We start from the raw sequence: 17898 nt of genomic DNA, 5'->3' as shown, positions 1-17898 counted from the left end.
AATTATTTTGTAACAAGTTGATTTTGATTTAAAATACCGTAAACAGAACCTTTAATTTCTGTTCCTAAAAAAGCAGAATTTTTAGATTTGGAAAGTATATTTTCTTTTTTAAAAGTTGATTTTCCTTCTGGATTAAAGAAAGTAAAATTAGCTTTAGAACCTTCAGCAATTGAATTATTTTCTATTCCAAATATTGTTTTTCCTAAAGTTAATTTTTCGATTACAGTTTCCAAAGGCAAAACGGTAAGCAAAGCCCCAAAGGCACTTTCAAGTCCAATAGTTCCATTTTTGGCAGTATCAAACTCCATTTTTTTGAATTCAATATCAATCGGGTTATGATCTGAAGTAATTATATCAATTGTTCCGTCTGTAATTCCGTTTAATAAAGCTTGCCTGTCTGTTTCAGTACGCAATGGCGGTGTAACTTTAAAACGGGTATCAAAACCTTCCAGTTTTTCATCGGTTAAAACTAAATGATGTACAGCAGCACTTGCAGTTACCTGTAGTCCTTTTGCTTTTGCCTCTCTGATTAAGTCAACTGATTTTGCAGTTGAAACAGTTGGAATGTGTAATTTTCCACCCGTATATTCTAATAAATATAAGTTTCTGGCAGCCTGTAGTTCTTCCGCTAGATTCGGTATGCCTTTTAATCCTAATCTTGTCGATACGATTCCTTCATTGGCAACTCCGTTTCCTTTTATATTTTGATCCTGCGAATATGCTATCACCAAACCATCAAAATCCTGAACGTATTGTAAAGCAATTTTTAAAAGATTGGCGTTGTCTGTACTTTTATTATAATCTCCAAAAGCAATTGCTCCGGATTTTTTCATATCGAACAACTCGGCCATATCTTTTCCTTCGCTGGCTTTGGTTAAAGCTCCGATTGGAAAAATTTCTGTGGCAAAACCGTTTGCTTTATTTTTTACAAAATTTACCTGAGATTGATTGTCGATAACAGGGTAGGAGTTGGGTTGTAATGCGATTGCTGTAAAGCCGCTTCTTGCTGCAACATTCAATCCGTTTGCAATAGTTTCACGGTCTTCATAACCTGGTTCTCCAAGCGAAACGCTGCTGTCAAACCAACCTTGTGAAACGTGTAGGTTATTAAATTTGACTTCGGTTGAATCCTCGATATCAAGAATTGAAGTTCCTATTTTTTCTATAATACCATCTGCAATTAAAAGATCAACGGTCTGATTATGAAACGGACTTTTTGAATCGATAATTTTGGCGCTTCTGATGATTATTTTCATATGTAGAATAATTTATTTTTGTATTTACAGATTCTTGTTTATCAGAAATGACAGGCAGAATCAATTACTTCACGAATTTTATAATCGCCATTTCTAATGCTAAAAATAACAGGGCAAAGATAACAAACCATTTCCAAATTTCGTTGTCAGTCCGTTCAGTTTGTAAGGTGTTGAAAATCGTCGAAATCGTATCAGCAGTTTTAAAATCAGAAACTACGTTTGTGTTTACCTGACTCAAATCGCTTTCACTTCTTTTATAATTGAAACTCAGGTTTTCAACTGATTCTTTTTTGTCAAAAATGCTGTAATTCCCTGCTCTTTCAGGGAAATCATTAAATGTTAATTTGACTTTGTTATTCAATATCTGCTGAATTGGAATAAAAGAGTCTTCGTTTCCTTTTACTTCTAAAATGGCATCTTTACTCAATAAAACATCCACAAAATAAGGTTGATTATTGCCAATTGTTAATGCATTTACACCTGTTTTTTGATTGTTTTGCCCCATTTTATAAAACAAGGGAACAATTATGGGAGATTGCTGAAAATTCGAATTTATTGAATTAATTGGTGCAGAGAATACTGAAACCCCGGAAACCGGATTTGGAATCATCGTTACAAATACACTTTGGTCTTCATAAGATAAAACGGCAGGATATGGGCTTGAAATATCAAATGAATTATTTGTTTTTGGATATTGAAAATTGGTAATTTTATTTTCAAAAACAGCAGAAAACAGCGGATGATCGAAATTAATTTTTGTAATTAGTCTGCTTTCAGTTTTCATACTATTAAACTGAACTTTTCCAAAGTTTCCTAAAAAAGAGTTTAAATTTGAAATTGAACTTTTTTCAGATGGAATTACCACTAAATTCCCGCCTTTTGAAACAAATGCTTTTAACGTTGTCTGCAGGGCCTGAGGAATTTCGGTTAATTCATTTAAAATTATAGTATTTTGTTTTTCCAGGCTATTGTAATCTAAACTGCTGATAGGATAATTATTATAATTGAATTCGGCAGAAGTGTAAATTCTAGACAGGAAATTACTTTTTTCAGGTTCTCCTATACTGATAATATTTGTTTTTTTAGTTTTTGAAATGCTGAAATAAAGTCTGTTATCGTAAGCCAGACCATTATCTTCAATAGTTACATATCCGTGAAATGCTTCTTTTGGAATGGTAAAATTGATTTTCTTTTTCTTCGCATCAAAATTGATTATCGTTTTGGCAATCAGTTTATTTTGATTGTATAAAGCGGTCGAAACAGGTTTGAAATTCTCTCCGTAAGCCAATAAATTTACGCTTATTTCATAAAAATTCTCCAGGGTTTGATTAATAAAAACACTGTCAATGGAAATATTATTTTTTTGTTCTGCTTCTGGAATAATAAAATATGGTTTCTCTTCAACATTGATATTTTTTATATCCTTTTCGGCTAAGCCAATAGCATCAGTAATAATGACAATATCTTTTTTATGTACCGATTTATGTGCTTTGATTTTTGCCATGATAGACGAAAGTTCAAAAGGAGATGCGCTGTATTTGAGATTTTGCAAAGCACTTTTAGATGATTTTATATCGGTGTTCCAGTAATTCTCGGTATTGGTTAACAATGAAAACTGAGCTGTCTCGGGAGTGTTTTCCAATAATTCCTGAACGGCACGTTTTAGCAATTCGCCTTTTTTGCCTTTTGCCTGCATACTGAATGAATTATCCAGAATGATATACATTTCGTTTGCAGCGTTTTTACTGTCTTTTGCTTCAAAAAAGGGTTGGGCAAAAGCAATGATGATACAAGTCAGTAGTAGTAAACGTGTAGCTAATAATAATCTTTTTTTGATTTTGGAACTTTTCCGTGTTTGGATTGAAAGCTCTTTTAAAAAGCGAACATTGGTAAAATAAGAAATCTTAAAACGTCTCAATTGAAACAAATGAACCAAAATTGGAACAATCAATAAAAACAGAAAGTATAGAATTTCGGGATTTTTAATATGCATTCTGGCTTTGATTTACTTCACTAGGTTATGTTTTTTAGCAAAGATACTGGTCAAAAATACAAATTTTTAGTTAAACAATATAAGTAATATAAGAGATTATAAGTAAGGTTTTGATTTAGGGAAAATTAAATATACTTATATACGCTATATGGTTTAAATTATGTTTTTTAATGTGAAAAATGTAACTTTTGAAAAGGCATTTGTAACAAAATCAAATTTTTTAAAGATATAATTGTCTAATTTAGCTTAATCAAAAAACTACTTTAAAATATGAAAAAAATATATTTAATACTATTTTCGGCTTTAGCAGTCACTACTTCAAAAGCCCAGAATAAATTTAATTTATTAGTTGGAACTTACACCAACACTTGCGAGAGCGACGGAATATACGTTTATGAATTTAATGCTGATTCCGGTGAATTTAAATTAAAAAATTCTTCTGAAGGCGTTTTGAGTCCAAGTTACTTATCAGTTTCAGCAGATAATAAGTTTATTTATACAGTGAATGAAAATGGGACACAAAGTACTGTAAGTGCATTTGGTTATGATTCTGAATCAGGTAAAATAAAATTAATAAATAAAAATGATGCTTTAGGTGCTGATCCCTGTCATTTAATTAATGATAATAAAAATGTAATTACTGCTAATTATTCTGGAGGAAATATTGCTGTATTTAAGAAAAATGCTGACGGGAGTATTACTGAAGGGCAACAATTAATTCAGCACGAAGGTAAAGGAACAAATGAAGCACGTCAGGAAAAAGCGCATGTACACATGGTTGTTTTTTCACCTGATAAAAAATTTGTTTTAGCAAATGATTTAGGCCTGGATAAAGTTTTTATCTATAAATACAATCCGGGTGCGGCACATGAAGTTTTAACATTGAAAGAAAGTGTTGATGTTAAAAAGGGAAGTGGCCCAAGGCATTTAACTTTTAGCAAAGATGGCAAGTTCGTATACCTGATTCAGGAATTGGATGCTACTTTGACAACTTTTAGTTTTGATAAAAATGGAAGCTTGAAAGTGCTTTCTGAAATCAGCATTCTTGCAAAAGAATTTACCGGAGGAACAGGCGCGGCAGCTATTAAAATTTCGCCAGATGGAAAATTTTTATACGTAACAGATCGTGTAGATGCCAATAATATTACAGTTTACAAAATTCTTAAAAATGGGGGTTTGGAATTAGTTGAACAAGTAAGCACATTAGGAAAAGGCCCAAGAGATTTTGCAATTGATCCAACAGGCAATTATCTTTTAGTAGGGCATCAGCATACCAATGAAGTTGTTATTTTTAAAAGAGATAAAACTACTGGAAAACTTAAAGCAACTGGGAAGAAGATAGAATTGTGTTCTCCTGTAGGATTGGTCTTTACTAAAATTTAGTTTATTGAGGTTATACAGAGTTCTGTCTGGATTTATAAATTTAAAGGCTCAAAGATGTAAAGTTTATTACTTAAACTACAATCTTTGAGTCTTTTGAGCCTTTGTTCCTGTAAAAAAAACTATTTTTTCTTATCTTTTCTCTTCTTATCCCTCGTTTTTAACATATTTCTATTTACTGAACCATGCGTTTTTTTCTTGGTTACACCAGGTCCGCCCAAATTGACTTTTTTGTTCTTTTTGCTTTTTTCCTGAAAAGCACCATCGCCATCCAGTTTTTGTTTTTTCATCAAAAACTTAACCGGCTGTCTGTCTTTTTCCGGTTCAATTAGTTTCGCTGAAATTTCTACTTCTTCCGGGAAAGCTTCAACAGCTAATTCGGTATTCATTAACACTTCAATAGCCACTTTTGACTCTTCTTCACGAGGAGTAATAAGGCTTATGGCTGTTCCGGTAGCATCGGCACGACCCGTCCTGCCAATACGGTGCATGTATAGTTCCGGTAATTCCGGCATCTCAAAATTGATTACGTGAGTAATATTCGAAATATCCAAACCTCTCGCCATAATATCAGTTGTAATCAAACCCCGAAGATTTCCTTCCTGAAACGAAGCCATAGTGCTCAAACGGTAATTTTGGGATTTATTGGAGTGAATTACACCAAACTGACCTTCAAAATCTTCCTCGATACGTTCGTGAACCATATCTGATATCTTCTTGTTATTTACAAAAACCAGCACACGACTCATGTCTTCGTTGGTTTGTAATAAATGTTTAAGAAGATTGATTTTGGTATTAAAGTTTGGTACTTGATATGTAATTTGAGTAATATTTTCCAAAGGTGTTCCTGATGCAGAAAGTGTAACTTCTTCCGGATAATCAAAATAGTCATTCAAAATTGCATCTACTTCATCGGTCATTGTGGCTGAAAATAAGATATTCTGACGTTTTTTTGGCATCATAGCCAGAATAGCTGTCAACTGAGTACGGAACCCTAAATTCAGCATTTCGTCAAATTCATCGATAACCAATTTTTGCATTTCTTCAAAACGGATAACATTATCTAATGTTAAATCCATGATTCTTCCTGGAGTTCCCACCAGAATATCGCAACCTTGATAAACAGTTGTTTTTTGTGTATTGATGTTTACGCCACCAAAAATCCCAACGGTACGAACGGACATGTATTTTGTCAATTTCTCTACTTCTTCAACAACCTGAACTACAAGTTCACGAGTAGGAACAAGAATTACTATTTTTGGAGTATGTCCGGGAGTAAATTTATATAATTTTAATAAAGGCAATAAATAGGCAAATGTTTTACCAGTACCTGTTTGCGCAATTCCCATCATATCCCTTCCAGACATAATCACAGAAAAGGATTTTTCCTGAATAGGAGTAGGCGTAACAAATCCTAATTCGTCGATTGCTTTTTGTACTGATTTTGGAAGATTGAATTTTTCGAAAGTGCTCATTTGCATTATATTTTGTGCAAATATAGCTATAAATAGCTGAAAAATTGGTGTTTGTTAGAAATTAGGATAGTTTAGTATTTTCGCATTTCTTAAAAATGACTATTTAAATCCTATAAAAATCGTTTAATTCGCAACAAAAGTTTATTTGGATCAAATGGTTTGGCAATAAAATCATCAGCTCCCATTCTAAAAGTTTCCTCGACTGGTTTTTTCTTTTTCTCCACTCCGGCACTTCTTTTTGATTTTCTATAAGAATCTTTATCTTTACAGGATTTTTACAAATAAAGCAGAGTTTTCAGCAGTAATTGCTTACCCTCTGACAGGTTACGTTATTATTTTTCCCTGATAATAAAAATCAATTTTAATGAGATCAAATTCGCTGATTAATTTAGCTAAAGTATTATCGGTGTTACCATCATTTACAATTATAATCTCAAATTTTGGATAGGTTAACGAAAGTAATGATTTTACATTATAAATAATATTCACACCTTCATTAAAAGCCTTCAAAAACACCAAGGCCAAATAATGCGAAATCATATTTTACAGGATCTGAAGAATCCATCTCTCGTAATTTAAGGTCAAGCTCATTTAATGCTTTTGCATCATTTTGCCTGCGGTTCAGCAACCCTAATTTTCGCGCCACATTTCCCGAATGAACATCTAAAGGGCAGGATAAAACAGATGGAGAAATATTTTTCCAGATACCTAAATCTACTCCTTTGTTATCCTGACGGATCATCCATCTAAGGTACATGTAAGTAAGGGTAATTAAGGTAGTATATTTTTGAAATGATAAAGAACTATATTTGCGTAAATATAAAGCCTTAAAACCAATAAAATATGGTTATCCCTGAAAATGAACTAAAAGATTTCCTTGATGCCAAAGTATTACAATATAATACAATTGACTTTATTGAACCAGACCCAATAAGTGTACCACATAGATATTCTTTAAAAGAAGATATTGAAATTGCAGGCTTTCTGGCTTCGACAATAGCTTGGGGAAATCGTAAAATGATTACCAAAAATGGTCACCGTATGATGAATTTACTCGGTAATTCTCCTTATGATTTTGTTATGAATTATAACGATAGTCAATTGGAAAAACTAGATGGTTTTGTTCATAGAACTTTTAATTCGAATGATTTTACATATTTTATAAAAGCACTCAACCATATTTATTCAAACCATGGAGGCTTGGAAACAATTTTCAATAATAATCAAACTGAGGACTCACTCCAACCAGCAATTCATGCACTAAATGAGGCTTTCTTTGAAATTCCACATTTGACTAGAACCAGGAAGCATGTTGCTGACCCTTTTAAAGGCTCAGTTGCAAAACGAATTAACATGTGCCTTAGGTGGTTCGTTAGAAATGACAATGCTGGAGTCGATTTAGGTATTTGGAAAAACATTTCCCCTTCAAAACTTTCTTGTCCGTTAGATGTGCATTCTGGTAACGTGGCTCGAAAACTAGGCTTGCTTACCCGAAAACAAAATGATTCCAAAGCTCTATGTGAACTTGATAGTTCGTTAAGATTACTTGACTCTACCGACCCTGTTAAGTATGATTTTGCTTTATTTGGTTTAGGAATTTTTGAAGGTTTTTAATAAAACTTGTTTTCGTTAACTTCCAATAATCCTACGTTTACTAATTCAATCTTCTGGATTAAGTAAAATATTTCTACATTTATCAAATGATTAGAACCATTATAATTGATGACGAATACAACGCTAGAGAGTTTTTAGAAAAACTTTTGACTCGCTACTTTCCTGATAAATTTTTAATTCTTGATAAATGTGAAAACGTTGATGAGGCAATTATATCTATTGAAAAATATAATCCAGAGTTAGTTTTTCTTGATGTGCAAATGCCTAATAAAAATGGTTTTCAACTTTTTAAAGAATTAAATAAAGTAAAATTTGAAGTTATTTTCACAACGGCACATTCTGAGTTTGCCATTGATGCTATAAAGTGTAGTGCATTAGATTATTTGCTAAAACCAATTAATTATATTGATTTGTTGGAAACCATCAAAAAGTATGATGAAAAACAAAATAAAGCATTTCAAGAAGACAAATTAAGATTACTTTTAGAGAATATTGATACTGGTGGCTCAGAATTTAATAGGATTGCATTACCAACCGAAAATGGATTTGAACTACTCAAAACGAATGCAATCTTGTATTGTGAAGCTGACAGTAACTACTGTAAAATTGTTTGCCTAGACGGCAGAAATATTGTTTTGTCTAAAACTTTAAAATACATTGAGGAACTGCTTCCAACTTCTATTTTTCAAAGAATCCATAAATCCTATTTAGTAAATCTAAACTACATTACTCGATTCAATAAAACCAATGAATTACTTGTAGAACTTAGCAATGGGGAAACTTTGCCTGTATCTGTTAGAAAAAAAGAAGAATTTATAAATGCTATCATCCAAAAAAAATAATCTATTTTTTATACTGTTTCTTTTTGTTGAGATGGTATTTTCACAACAATTTCCGTCAACCAATTTTTCTACAATTGATGGACTGCCAAATAATAGCGTTTATTCGATATACAAAGACAGTCGAGGTATTCTTTGGGTCGGAACAGCAAATGGATTATCGGCTATCCAAAACGGAGAAGTAAAAAATTATTATACTTCAGACGGATTGGCACACAATAGTTGTTGGGCTATTGTAGAAGATAGTAATCATAATATGTGGTTTGGCAGTCATGGCGGAGGTTTGAGCTTTTATAACGGTAAAAAGTTTGAGGTCATAAATCAAAAGAACGGGCTGATTCATAATAAAATCAGACGGTTATTCATCCACGAAAATCTTCTTTACATAGGAACTGAATTCGGAATTTCTGTTTTGGATATTAAAACCCATAAAATCATTCTGAGCAAGAAAATTATAGGTTGCAGAAAGCTATTTCAAGTCATGGATTTTGTTGAGATAAATTCTAAAATCTATTTTGGAACTTTTAATGATGGCTTTTGGCGAATTGATTTAGCAACAAAAAGTATGAAGCTTATAAGTCACAAGCAACCCGATATATTTTCGATTCATAAGAATAATGATAGTCTTTACATCTGTCATAGTGACCATATAAACAACTCAATAAGTAAAATTAGCATAAAAGATTACTTATCGAATAATGATTCTAAAATCCATTTTGGAAGTAGTGTTTTCTGGAACTTTGTAACTGATAAACGAGGTATAACTTATGTTGCTGGTAATGGAATTAATTTTGCTACAGGTGGAATCTGTAAAATAAACAACAATAAAACTATCAGTCTTAATGATGTATTTGGAGTTGATAGTACAGACGTTTGGAGTTTATATTATGATTCGAAAACAGATATTTTATATGTTGGCACTCTGAATAAAGGATTCTTTAAAATTGATTTAAAACAGCAGATTAAATATTATCCTCCATCATTTTATAATAAATCAAAATTAGATATTGTTTCAATTTCCAATTTCCAAAATCAAAATTTAATTTTGCATAAAGCAGGATTGCTATTTCTGAAAGAAAACAAAATCAAGACTGAAATATCAAACGAAAAGTTCTATGATTTTGCTCGTTACAGTTTTAGAACAAATCCAAAATTGCAGGAGTATGGCTATTTTGCTGTCTTTTCAAAAACGAATTTAGAAGCATTTGAATTTCGAAGTTTAAAAATTGTTAATTCTATTATTTGGGTAAACTCAACAATAGGTTTGTTCGGAGTGAATAGTGATGGAACAATTAAAGAATATTATCCTTATTCTGTTAGTGCTTTCGAATTTGAGAATCCAAATAAAATTATATTTCAGGTCGCTTATGGAATTTTCAAAACTACTAATGACTTTAGAAATAATACAGCTTCTAAAGAATTTGAAACAAGTAATTTAAACAACCCTAAAGATGCTTTTGCTATTTTTCCGTTAGAAGATAAGTATTATGTAGCTTCATTAACTAATGGATTGTATAGTTATGGCAATGGTAAATTTTATTCATACTCTTTTAATAATATCTGGAAAGAAAATGAATTAGTTCAAGTCAAAATCAATGATAAAAAAGAACTAGTAATTGCAAATTCATTTGGAGATATTTTTATTGCGGATGTGTCGAAAGGTTTTAAAATAATCAAGAAAATTGACCGAAAACAATTAATAGGTAATTCCATTTCATTTTTGGAATGTTATAAAGACTATATGTTTATCGGAACAGAGAAAGGATTGAATATTTATAAAAACGGTATAGTACGATTGATTGATGAAGAGCAAGGATTAACTTGTAAAGCTTTTACTTCTTCAAATCTCATCGGTACAGTATTGACAATGGGAACACAAAACGGTTATTTTGAGTTTGATTTTAAAAACTATATTTCGACACAAAACACAGCTCGGAATATTAAAATTACGGGAATAGATGTCAATTTTGAAGCTATCAATCAAAATCATTTTAAATGGTTTGGTTATGATTCTGACCGTATTATACTTCCATATAATGAAAATACAATTGCTATTAGTTTCGAACCTCAAAATGCTCAATATCCAAATAAGTTAGAATACCGCTACAGAGTAATAGGATTGACAAATTCGAATTGGAGCAAATGGACAAAAGATGAAAATGTTAATCTTACCTATTTGCCAAATGGGAACTATAAAATAAGATTAGAAACTAAAGATTTATTTTCAGGAGCAATATCTTCAAATGATATTTTAAAGATTCAAATCACACCTCCTTTCTGGAAAACATGGTGGTTTTTGTTAGGTAGTTTTATTTTGATTTTCCTTTGTGTGTACTTGATTTACAGGAATCGTATTCAAAAAATTAAAAGCGAGGAACGTGCAAAATCAGAAGTTCAAAAACGTTTACCTGAAACCAAAATGGAAGCGTTACAAAGCCAAATGAACCCTCATTTTATATTTAACGCTATGAATTCTATTCAGAACTATATCATCGATAATAACACCGATGATGCGTTAATGTATATGGGAGAGTTTTCAAAAATAATTCGTCAAACACTTAATAATTCATCAGCACAAAGAATAGCATTATCCAATGAAATTGAATACTTGCAGTCGTATATTAAACTAGAAAATATGCGTTTTAAAAATCACGTTGAATTTGAGTTGATTATTGATGAAGAACTGGATTTGTTTGAAATAGAAATTCCTCCAATGCTGATTCAGCCCTTTATCGAAAATGTATTTGTTCATGCCTTTGATTCTCATTCTGTAAATCCAAAATTGGTACTATCATTTACACAAAGTGACAATTACCTCTTTTGTAAAATTATTGATAACGGAAAAGGAATACAGTCCCGAAATCTAAATAAACTTCATGCTTCAAAAGGGATAGATTTAGCTAAAGAACGTATTGCTTTGTTTCAAGTAAATAATGAGAATCCAATAACTATTTCTTCAAATCCAAATAAAGGAACTACAGTAGTTTTGAAACTTCAAATTGGCTAATTTTTAGCGGTTAATTATTAAATCTTTACGGAAACTAATTCACTGTTTTTAAAGAATTCATTTACTATACTTTTGATTGGTATTAATTAAAAACAATAATAAATGAAAAATTTTAGATTTTTGAAAAGCTTTTGTCTTGTAGCTTTAGTAGTCACATCCTTTACCAATTGTAGTAATGATAATTCAGATAATTCAAATCCAGACAATTCAAATCCAGATTTAAAAGTAAAATTTACTTTAGATGGATTAAATGATTATGACGGTCAATATGATGTACTTAATTATTGGGAGAGTACTTTACAAAAAAATGGAACTACACAATACACTTTGAATACAATGTTGAATAGAACAGGTGTTGATTCTGATGAAAAAGCTCATATTTCAGTTCCTTTTAATTTGTCATTCATTGCGACTGAATCATTGAAAACTGGTCAAATTTATAATATTTCTAAAATAAATACTTCTGGAGTTTTTTCTTTAAAAAATGACAAACCCAATAGCTGGACTGCGGTTTGTGGTTATATAAGCATTGAGATAGACAATAGTACAACTGGTCAAATTAAAATTACATCTATTTCTGGAAAAAGAATAAGTGGAGAATTTTATCTCACTAATTTGCATAATGAATATTATAATTTAGTAGCCTATTCAACCAAAAATCGTTATGAGTATTCGGGCTGTTTTGATTCATCAATACCCAAATTCGTAAATATTTCTAAAGGGCAGTTTTTTAATGTTGAAGTACAATAATTATTCAAAATAAATTTAAACATCAAGTCTATTTTTAACCACAGAGAAGTCTGTGGTTTTTTTTATAATATTTAATAAGTTCTATTGAAACGATGTTCCGCTAATATTCTTTGATATTGTGATTATGGTTTATCAAAAATCAAGCAATTCACTCATGGTTATATCAAGTCCTTTGCATATTTCAAGTAGGTAGAGGTATGTAGGATTAAATTCGCCAGTTTCAACTTTGTGAATAGATTGCTGGTCTTTAAATATAAGTAAACCAAGCTTTGCTTGTGACAATCCACGAGTCGTTCTTAATTGCTTAATACGCAATCCCAAACGTTTCAATTCACGAGTATTATCCATGGCTAATATTTCACGCCAATTTGAGGATAATGCTTAATTTTTTTAACATACTATAATATGTTAATTGAAATTTTAAATTATGTTTGTGGAAACTTAAAAAGTAAACGTTAAATCAAGAAAATAGTACGGTAACTAATTCTTAATTTTTTGAAAATTAATTTGCTGTAGGTTTGGGATGAATTATAAAATTTCATCATGGGAAAAATATCAATGTGTCCTAGTTGCGGTAATAGCCGTAATGGAGATAACGCTAAAAGATGCTCAATGTGTAAAAAAATAACATGCAGTAAATGTTCATTTACAGGATGCACGTGCGGAAGTAAATCCTATGACAAGAATTATACTATTTCAAATTAATTTTAAAAAAAAACCTTTCACCCCATTACTTGCATTCTTTAATAATTGCAAGTTGCATCTATGAAATAAACTAATACAATTTAAAATTATAAACAATGAAGAATGTATCAAAAGAAACTACGAAACCAAAAAAGGTTAAGTGTGATAAGTGTAATGGCACTGGAAAAATTAAAAGTTTAATTTGTACAACTTGTAGCGGAACAGGAAAAAGAGACTTGTTATTAGACTAATAAAATGCAGGCAAACAAGTATAAACAATAAACCTAATTAAATAAAATATGAAAATTCAACTATCATTCCTAATTGTTCTTATTCTTGTTAGCTGTCAAAAAAATGACAATAAAAAAGACATTAATGAAAAACCTTTAACTAAATCAATCGAATATTTGGATTTTGAAAATCTAAGCAGTGAAGCTAAAGTAGAGTTTTCAAAAAATTATTGGTTAGGAAGTGGCAAAATAACTCACGTAAGTTTAGAAAATGGTGGCGTACTTGTTGGATTAACGGATGATAATGACCTATACAAAAATCTAATTGTCACTGAAAATTACATAGTGGTTTCATCTAGTTTTGGGCAAAATTCCCAGACGATAATTTACAATAAAAAGCAATCAAAACTAATTCCACAAATTAACTCAAGCATGTTTGTAACAGGATTATTAGGTCAAGATGTTTTATCTGTTCAAAAAGATTATTATGATTCATTAGATGCCCAAGACCCAAATTACAGAGGACACATTTTCGAAAATGGAAAATTTGATTTAAGAACTAGTAAATATTCATTTATAAGTAATGAGTAAGTTTTAATGTCGTAAAAAATATTTAATTACTCTTTTGTGTAGTTATGATGAATATTAAAACAGTTATTAAATAGACATGCTTATTTACTCATAATTGCCACTCTATAAATTAAAAATACTATGGATAAACTTGAAAACTTAAAAAAACTAAAACAGTTATTAGATGATGGTGCACTTTCTGAAAAAGAATTTGTTGAAATGAAAATTCAAATTTTATCAAAGACAAATAATGAAAAAGAATCAATACAAAATTTAAATGTTACGAAAAAAGGAACTGAACAAAATGGAATATTAACTATTAGTTTTAGTGGACAGTGGTTTCTATTTGATGCGAAAACAAAATTGTTTGTAAACGATGACTTGCATTCTACTCATTCCACAAAACAAGGATTTAATGTTAGAATACCTATCATAACAGATAAAATATCAATTAAAGTTGTACTGGCATCTATTAAATCAACGCTTTATGAGTTACAAGAACTCGATAAATCAAAAAATTACACATTAGGTTTGATTTACGATACAGCTTGGGGAAAATACAGCAATAAATTTAATATCACAGAAAATGGTTAAAGTAAAAGTAAAACAGGAAATATCAAATAAATGGAAATATTTCTTAATGCTTGTTTGTTTTGCAATTTTACTAGCATTTTTAAATATTGGGACAGATAAAATTTTCGAAATTTTTCGTAATCCAAATGATAGTTCAAACAATAATTCTTCTCAAAAGGAACGAGAAGATGTTGATTCTGTGAGCAATTCAATTGAATCAACTTCCAACATTTGTTCAATTTGTGGCAAAAAATTTAACAATAGAGGTTACGAGGAAGTTTCAGAAGGAGTTTGGAGAGAGCTGGCAGAAGGGAATCAAGGTCAAATTTGCAGTCCTGCTTGTGGTAGAATTCATACCCAACAATTTAATGATGTTCCAAAAAAGTATGGCGTTGATTTAGAGAATTCTGAAACAAACACTAGCAGTGAAGCCGAATATAAGATGGGTAATGATGGCAGAGTTTATGAACAAAATAAATGCCCATTATGCAAAGGAACAGGTATTGAAACAGGGCGCAATGTCGCTACTGGAGAAACTGAAGGAAGGATTTGTCCTATGTGTGAAGGTAGAGGTGTTAGGAGTTATTAAATCTTAAAAAAAACAATATGAACAAATTAATAGTAATAATATTTTTTATGTTTTTGTTGGTATCAGCAGTTGCCCAAACAAAAAACAACACTTATAAAAACAAAAGTGGTAATCCTGCTGGTTATTCAAAACAAACAGGAAACAAAACAGTTTATTATGATAAATCTTATAATAAAACTAGCACTTCTAAAGAATCTAAAAACGGTACAACAACATTTTACAACAAACAAGGAAGCAAAACTTCAACAAAAAAGACCAAATGAAAATAATCAAGCCAATATTATATTGCTTATTTTTTTTAGCAATTCTATTTTCTTCTTGTAAAAAAAGAGCCGAAATATTAGATGAATCAAATCAACAAAATTTAAATATTACTGATACCGTTACCGTTGCCCACGAAAATAACATAAATTCAATTTCAACTGTCACAATAGGCAATCAAATTTGGATGACGAAAAATTTAGATGTAATTACTTTTAGAAATGGCGATACCATTTTTGAGGCAAAATCGGAAGAAGATTGGAAGAGAGCTTCAAAACTTCATATTCCAGCATGGTGCTACTATAATAATGATGATGAAAATGGCAAAAAGTATGGATGTCTTTATAATTGGTATGCCGTAATGGACGAAAGAGGTTTAGCTCCTTTGGGGTTTCATATTCCTAACAATCTTGAATATGATATGCTTCTTTTAAACTTGGGGTTGGGTCATCACGGTAATCAACAAGATAGACACAATACAGCGACTAAATTAAAATCAACAAGCAACTTGTGGTCGTCCATTATGGATAGGAAGAATGAAACTGCAACAAATAGCAGTGGTTTTACCGCTTTACCTGCTGGATTAAGATATGAAAGTAGTGGTAGTTTTAATGACATCAATGAACAAGGTCATTGGTGGACATCTGAAAATGTTTGGAATTCAAGTTTTAATCAAGTAAATTCAAATAAAAGGAATCCAAGTGAGTTATCTATTGATGATTGGGTATCGGGTACGGGAGCTGGAAGTTTTGATGCAGGAACAGGACTTTCCGTAAGATGTATTAAAGGCGAAATAAAAAGAACTACTAAAATTCCAATATTAGAAAATGAAGTCTTAGAATTAGATAAAGACGGAAAACCAAGAGAAGGTACATGGACTTTTGATGATAGTAGTCATGGTGTTGGTGGCTCGGTAACTAAAACATTTGTTAATGGCGTAGAAAATGGAATTAGGTTAACCTATGATAGATATAATCAGTTATTATCACGTCAAAGATACAAGGACGGTTTGTTAAATGGAGAAAGTAACGAGGTTAATGGTTACGGTGAAATTACTGAATCAGGCAATTATTACAATGGCAAAAAAGTTGGAGTTTGGACTAAATATAAATGGTCGAATAGAAGAATGGACGGAAGAGGAGCAACAATGGAAATTGAAAGCACTGAAAATTTTGATGAGTGATGATAATCATAAACCACAAGAAGAAGATAGTGAGTATACTAAGTAAAAACGTTTTTTTTAAGAGTAAATATTGGCAAAAATAGGAAATTTACAAATTTCCCAATTTCTTAACCTTTGCAACTGTTCCAAGAGAAACATCATATAATTTTACGCATTCTCTTACACTATACCTTTTTTTTAGACCAATAATAACTTTTGGATATTTTGATAAGAATTGGTCATTTTTTTCTGAACTGTTTTTCGGTCTACCGCAATGGATATTGTTTGCTTTCGCCTGTTGCATCCCTGAACGAATTCTTGAAATTAAGGTTTGTCGTTCGTTCTTCGAAAATAAGCTTAGCAAGTTAGTCAAAATTTCAGTTTGGAAAGATACCTCTCCTTTTTCGTTTAAAGTTTCAGAATTTAGGTCTTGGAAGTAAATGCTAATTCCAAGTTGATGAAGTTCATCAAGCAAACAGAGCGTTTGAGTGTTCGACCTTCCTAATCTCGAAATTTCGGTGCAAAGGATTTTTTTGAATTTTCCTTGTCTTGCCTGCTCTAGGAGTTGTTGAATTCCTAAACGTTCATCATTTTTCTTTGCGCCAGATATTTTTTCTGTAATTATGCTCACAACTTCATAGTCGAGTTTATCGGCTACTTTTTTTAAATCACTAATTTGTCTTTGGAAATCCATCGAATCTAAACTTACTCTTCCGAAGATTGCAACTGGTGTTTTCATGGTTTACTGTTATAAAAAAAGGGTTACTGAATTTTGAGGCTAGTTTACTGACCTCAATGGTCATTTTTTACTTATTTACTGTTATACAAAAAGGTAAACCTTTATTTATAACACTTATGCAAAGATTCCAGGGATTTTTTTAATATGCAAGTAAAAGCTTGATTTTCCTGGATTTATGATATTTATTATTAAACGATAGATATGGAAATTAAATTAAAAACAGGAAGAATAGTTGAGGTTGAAGCATTCAATATGAGCAGAACATACGGAGGACTATTAATAGGAGAACCAGACGAAGCCATGAATGATAGCATTATTGGTTTAATAAGTTATTCTAAAGACTGGGGGAATCGAAAAGCCCTATTAAATAAGGAAGATATGTATGTTTCAAAAAATGTTTTGAAACCAATAATCTGCTCTGTTTGGCTTACTTCTGATGTAGTACCAGAAGAATCAGAAATAAATGATGCTAGTTCCATTGTGTTATTATGGTTTGGTGTTGAGTCAGAAAATAAATCAATTCGAGATATTATTATAGATGGTATTAGTAATATTGACTGGGATAAAAATGCTGAAAATATTCAATATTAGTAGTTTTTAAAAGAATTACTAGAAAGGTAGCGAATAAATGCGTGTCACATTAATGAAAATAAGCAATTCCTTTTCGGAACATTTGGATTAATGTTACTACATATAGGAACATATTTTTTGGCTGAAAAAATTAAAAAAAATATTTTTTCAAATATGTGTCATCTTGAATATTATATCCAATTTTT

Annotated in this window: 17 protein-coding genes and 1 pseudogene; 11 read left to right on the top strand and 7 right to left on the bottom strand. The window is 30.9% G+C overall.

From position 1 onward, the window contains the following. Positions 1-2: 2 nt before the first annotated feature. The gene (locus tag J2W48_RS14130) at positions 3-1256 is read right to left on the bottom strand and encodes a dihydroorotase (RefSeq protein ID WP_310282282.1); all 1254 of its coding nucleotides are present in this window, start codon (positions 1254-1256) and stop codon (positions 3-5) included. Between the two features lie 64 nt (positions 1257-1320). Further along, positions 1321-3249 carry a BatA domain-containing protein gene (locus J2W48_RS14125; RefSeq protein ID WP_310282281.1) on the bottom strand — a complete coding sequence of 643 codons (1929 nt, stop codon included), beginning with the start codon at positions 3247-3249 and terminating at the stop codon, positions 1321-1323. Positions 3250-3519: 270 nt separating this feature from the next. On the opposite strand from J2W48_RS14125, the gene J2W48_RS14120 reads away from it, so the two are divergent. Next, on the top strand, positions 3520-4632 hold the full coding sequence (locus J2W48_RS14120) for a lactonase family protein (protein ID WP_310282280.1): 1113 nt from the start codon (positions 3520-3522) through the stop codon (positions 4630-4632). Between the two features lie 119 nt (positions 4633-4751). Here the strand turns inward: J2W48_RS14120 and J2W48_RS14115 are convergent, their stop codons facing one another. From J2W48_RS14115 to J2W48_RS14105, 3 genes and pseudogenes are all read right to left on the bottom strand, one after another. Beyond that, positions 4752-6104, bottom strand: coding sequence for a DEAD/DEAH box helicase (locus tag J2W48_RS14115; RefSeq protein WP_310282279.1), 1353 nt, complete (start codon positions 6102-6104; stop codon positions 4752-4754). A gap of 324 nt (positions 6105-6428) precedes the next feature. Beyond that, a complete protein-coding gene (locus J2W48_RS14110; protein WP_310282278.1) occupies positions 6429-6644 on the bottom strand; it encodes a glycosyltransferase in 216 nt (71 codons plus the stop codon). Beyond that, positions 6601-6861: pseudogene (locus J2W48_RS14105) on the bottom strand (DUF2400 family protein); the annotation flags it as partial. The pseudogene J2W48_RS14105 and the gene J2W48_RS14110, both read right to left, overlap by 44 nt. Positions 6862-6953: 92 nt before the next feature. Here J2W48_RS14105 and J2W48_RS14100 point away from each other — a divergent pair. From J2W48_RS14100 to J2W48_RS14085, 4 genes are all read left to right on the top strand, one after another. Next, a complete protein-coding gene (locus tag J2W48_RS14100) occupies positions 6954-7718 on the top strand; it encodes a TIGR02757 family protein (RefSeq protein WP_310282358.1) in 765 nt (254 codons plus the stop codon). Positions 7719-7804: 86 nt separating this feature from the next. Then, on the top strand, positions 7805-8560 hold the full coding sequence (locus J2W48_RS14095) for a LytR/AlgR family response regulator transcription factor (RefSeq protein WP_310282277.1): 756 nt from the start codon (positions 7805-7807) through the stop codon (positions 8558-8560). After that, positions 8538-11564, top strand: coding sequence for a histidine kinase (locus J2W48_RS14090; protein WP_310282276.1), 3027 nt, complete (start codon positions 8538-8540; stop codon positions 11562-11564). Before J2W48_RS14095 ends, J2W48_RS14090 begins: the two co-directional genes overlap by 23 nt. Positions 11565-11666: 102 nt before the next feature. Then, the gene (locus tag J2W48_RS14085; protein WP_310282275.1) at positions 11667-12314 is read left to right on the top strand and encodes a hypothetical protein; all 648 of its coding nucleotides are present in this window, start codon (positions 11667-11669) and stop codon (positions 12312-12314) included. A 132-nt stretch (positions 12315-12446) separates the two neighbouring features. Here the strand turns inward: J2W48_RS14085 and J2W48_RS14080 are convergent, their stop codons facing one another. Then, positions 12447-12662, bottom strand: coding sequence for a helix-turn-helix domain-containing protein (locus tag J2W48_RS14080; RefSeq protein WP_310282274.1), 216 nt, complete (start codon positions 12660-12662; stop codon positions 12447-12449). Between the two features lie 635 nt (positions 12663-13297). Between J2W48_RS14080 and J2W48_RS14075 the strand changes: the two genes are divergently transcribed. The 5 genes from J2W48_RS14075 to J2W48_RS14055 all read left to right on the top strand — a co-directional run bounded on the left by J2W48_RS14075 (position 13298) and on the right by J2W48_RS14055 (position 16404). After that, entirely contained in the window at positions 13298-13819 is a 522-nt protein-coding gene (locus J2W48_RS14075) for a hypothetical protein (protein ID WP_073243755.1), read from the top strand. Between the two features lie 120 nt (positions 13820-13939). Further along, positions 13940-14392: a hypothetical protein gene (locus J2W48_RS14070; RefSeq protein ID WP_310282273.1), complete on the top strand. Its 453-nt coding sequence runs from the start codon at positions 13940-13942 to the stop codon at positions 14390-14392. Then, positions 14385-14960, top strand: coding sequence for a hypothetical protein (locus tag J2W48_RS14065; protein ID WP_310282272.1), 576 nt, complete (start codon positions 14385-14387; stop codon positions 14958-14960). The genes J2W48_RS14070 and J2W48_RS14065 overlap by 8 nt, the downstream gene beginning before the upstream one ends. Positions 14961-14977: 17 nt before the next feature. Beyond that, positions 14978-15223 carry a hypothetical protein gene (locus tag J2W48_RS14060; RefSeq protein ID WP_310282271.1) on the top strand — a complete coding sequence of 82 codons (246 nt, stop codon included), beginning with the start codon at positions 14978-14980 and terminating at the stop codon, positions 15221-15223. Beyond that, positions 15220-16404 carry an FISUMP domain-containing protein gene (locus J2W48_RS14055; RefSeq protein ID WP_310282270.1) on the top strand — a complete coding sequence of 395 codons (1185 nt, stop codon included), beginning with the start codon at positions 15220-15222 and terminating at the stop codon, positions 16402-16404. Before J2W48_RS14060 ends, J2W48_RS14055 begins: the two co-directional genes overlap by 4 nt. Before the next feature lie 88 nt (positions 16405-16492). Here the strand turns inward: J2W48_RS14055 and J2W48_RS14050 are convergent, their stop codons facing one another. Further along, positions 16493-17122 (bottom strand): recombinase family protein, encoded by a 630-nt coding sequence (locus J2W48_RS14050; RefSeq protein WP_310282269.1) that lies wholly within the window; start codon positions 17120-17122, stop codon positions 16493-16495. A gap of 201 nt (positions 17123-17323) precedes the next feature. On the opposite strand from J2W48_RS14050, the gene J2W48_RS14045 reads away from it, so the two are divergent. After that, the gene (locus J2W48_RS14045; RefSeq protein WP_310282268.1) at positions 17324-17713 is read left to right on the top strand and encodes a hypothetical protein; all 390 of its coding nucleotides are present in this window, start codon (positions 17324-17326) and stop codon (positions 17711-17713) included. Positions 17714-17898 lie beyond the last annotated feature (185 nt).

The organism is Flavobacterium piscis, from assembly GCF_031457575.1.
Lineage (GTDB): Bacteria > Bacteroidota > Bacteroidia > Flavobacteriales > Flavobacteriaceae > Flavobacterium > Flavobacterium piscis_A.
This window is presented reverse-complemented; position numbering and strand designations above follow the sequence as displayed.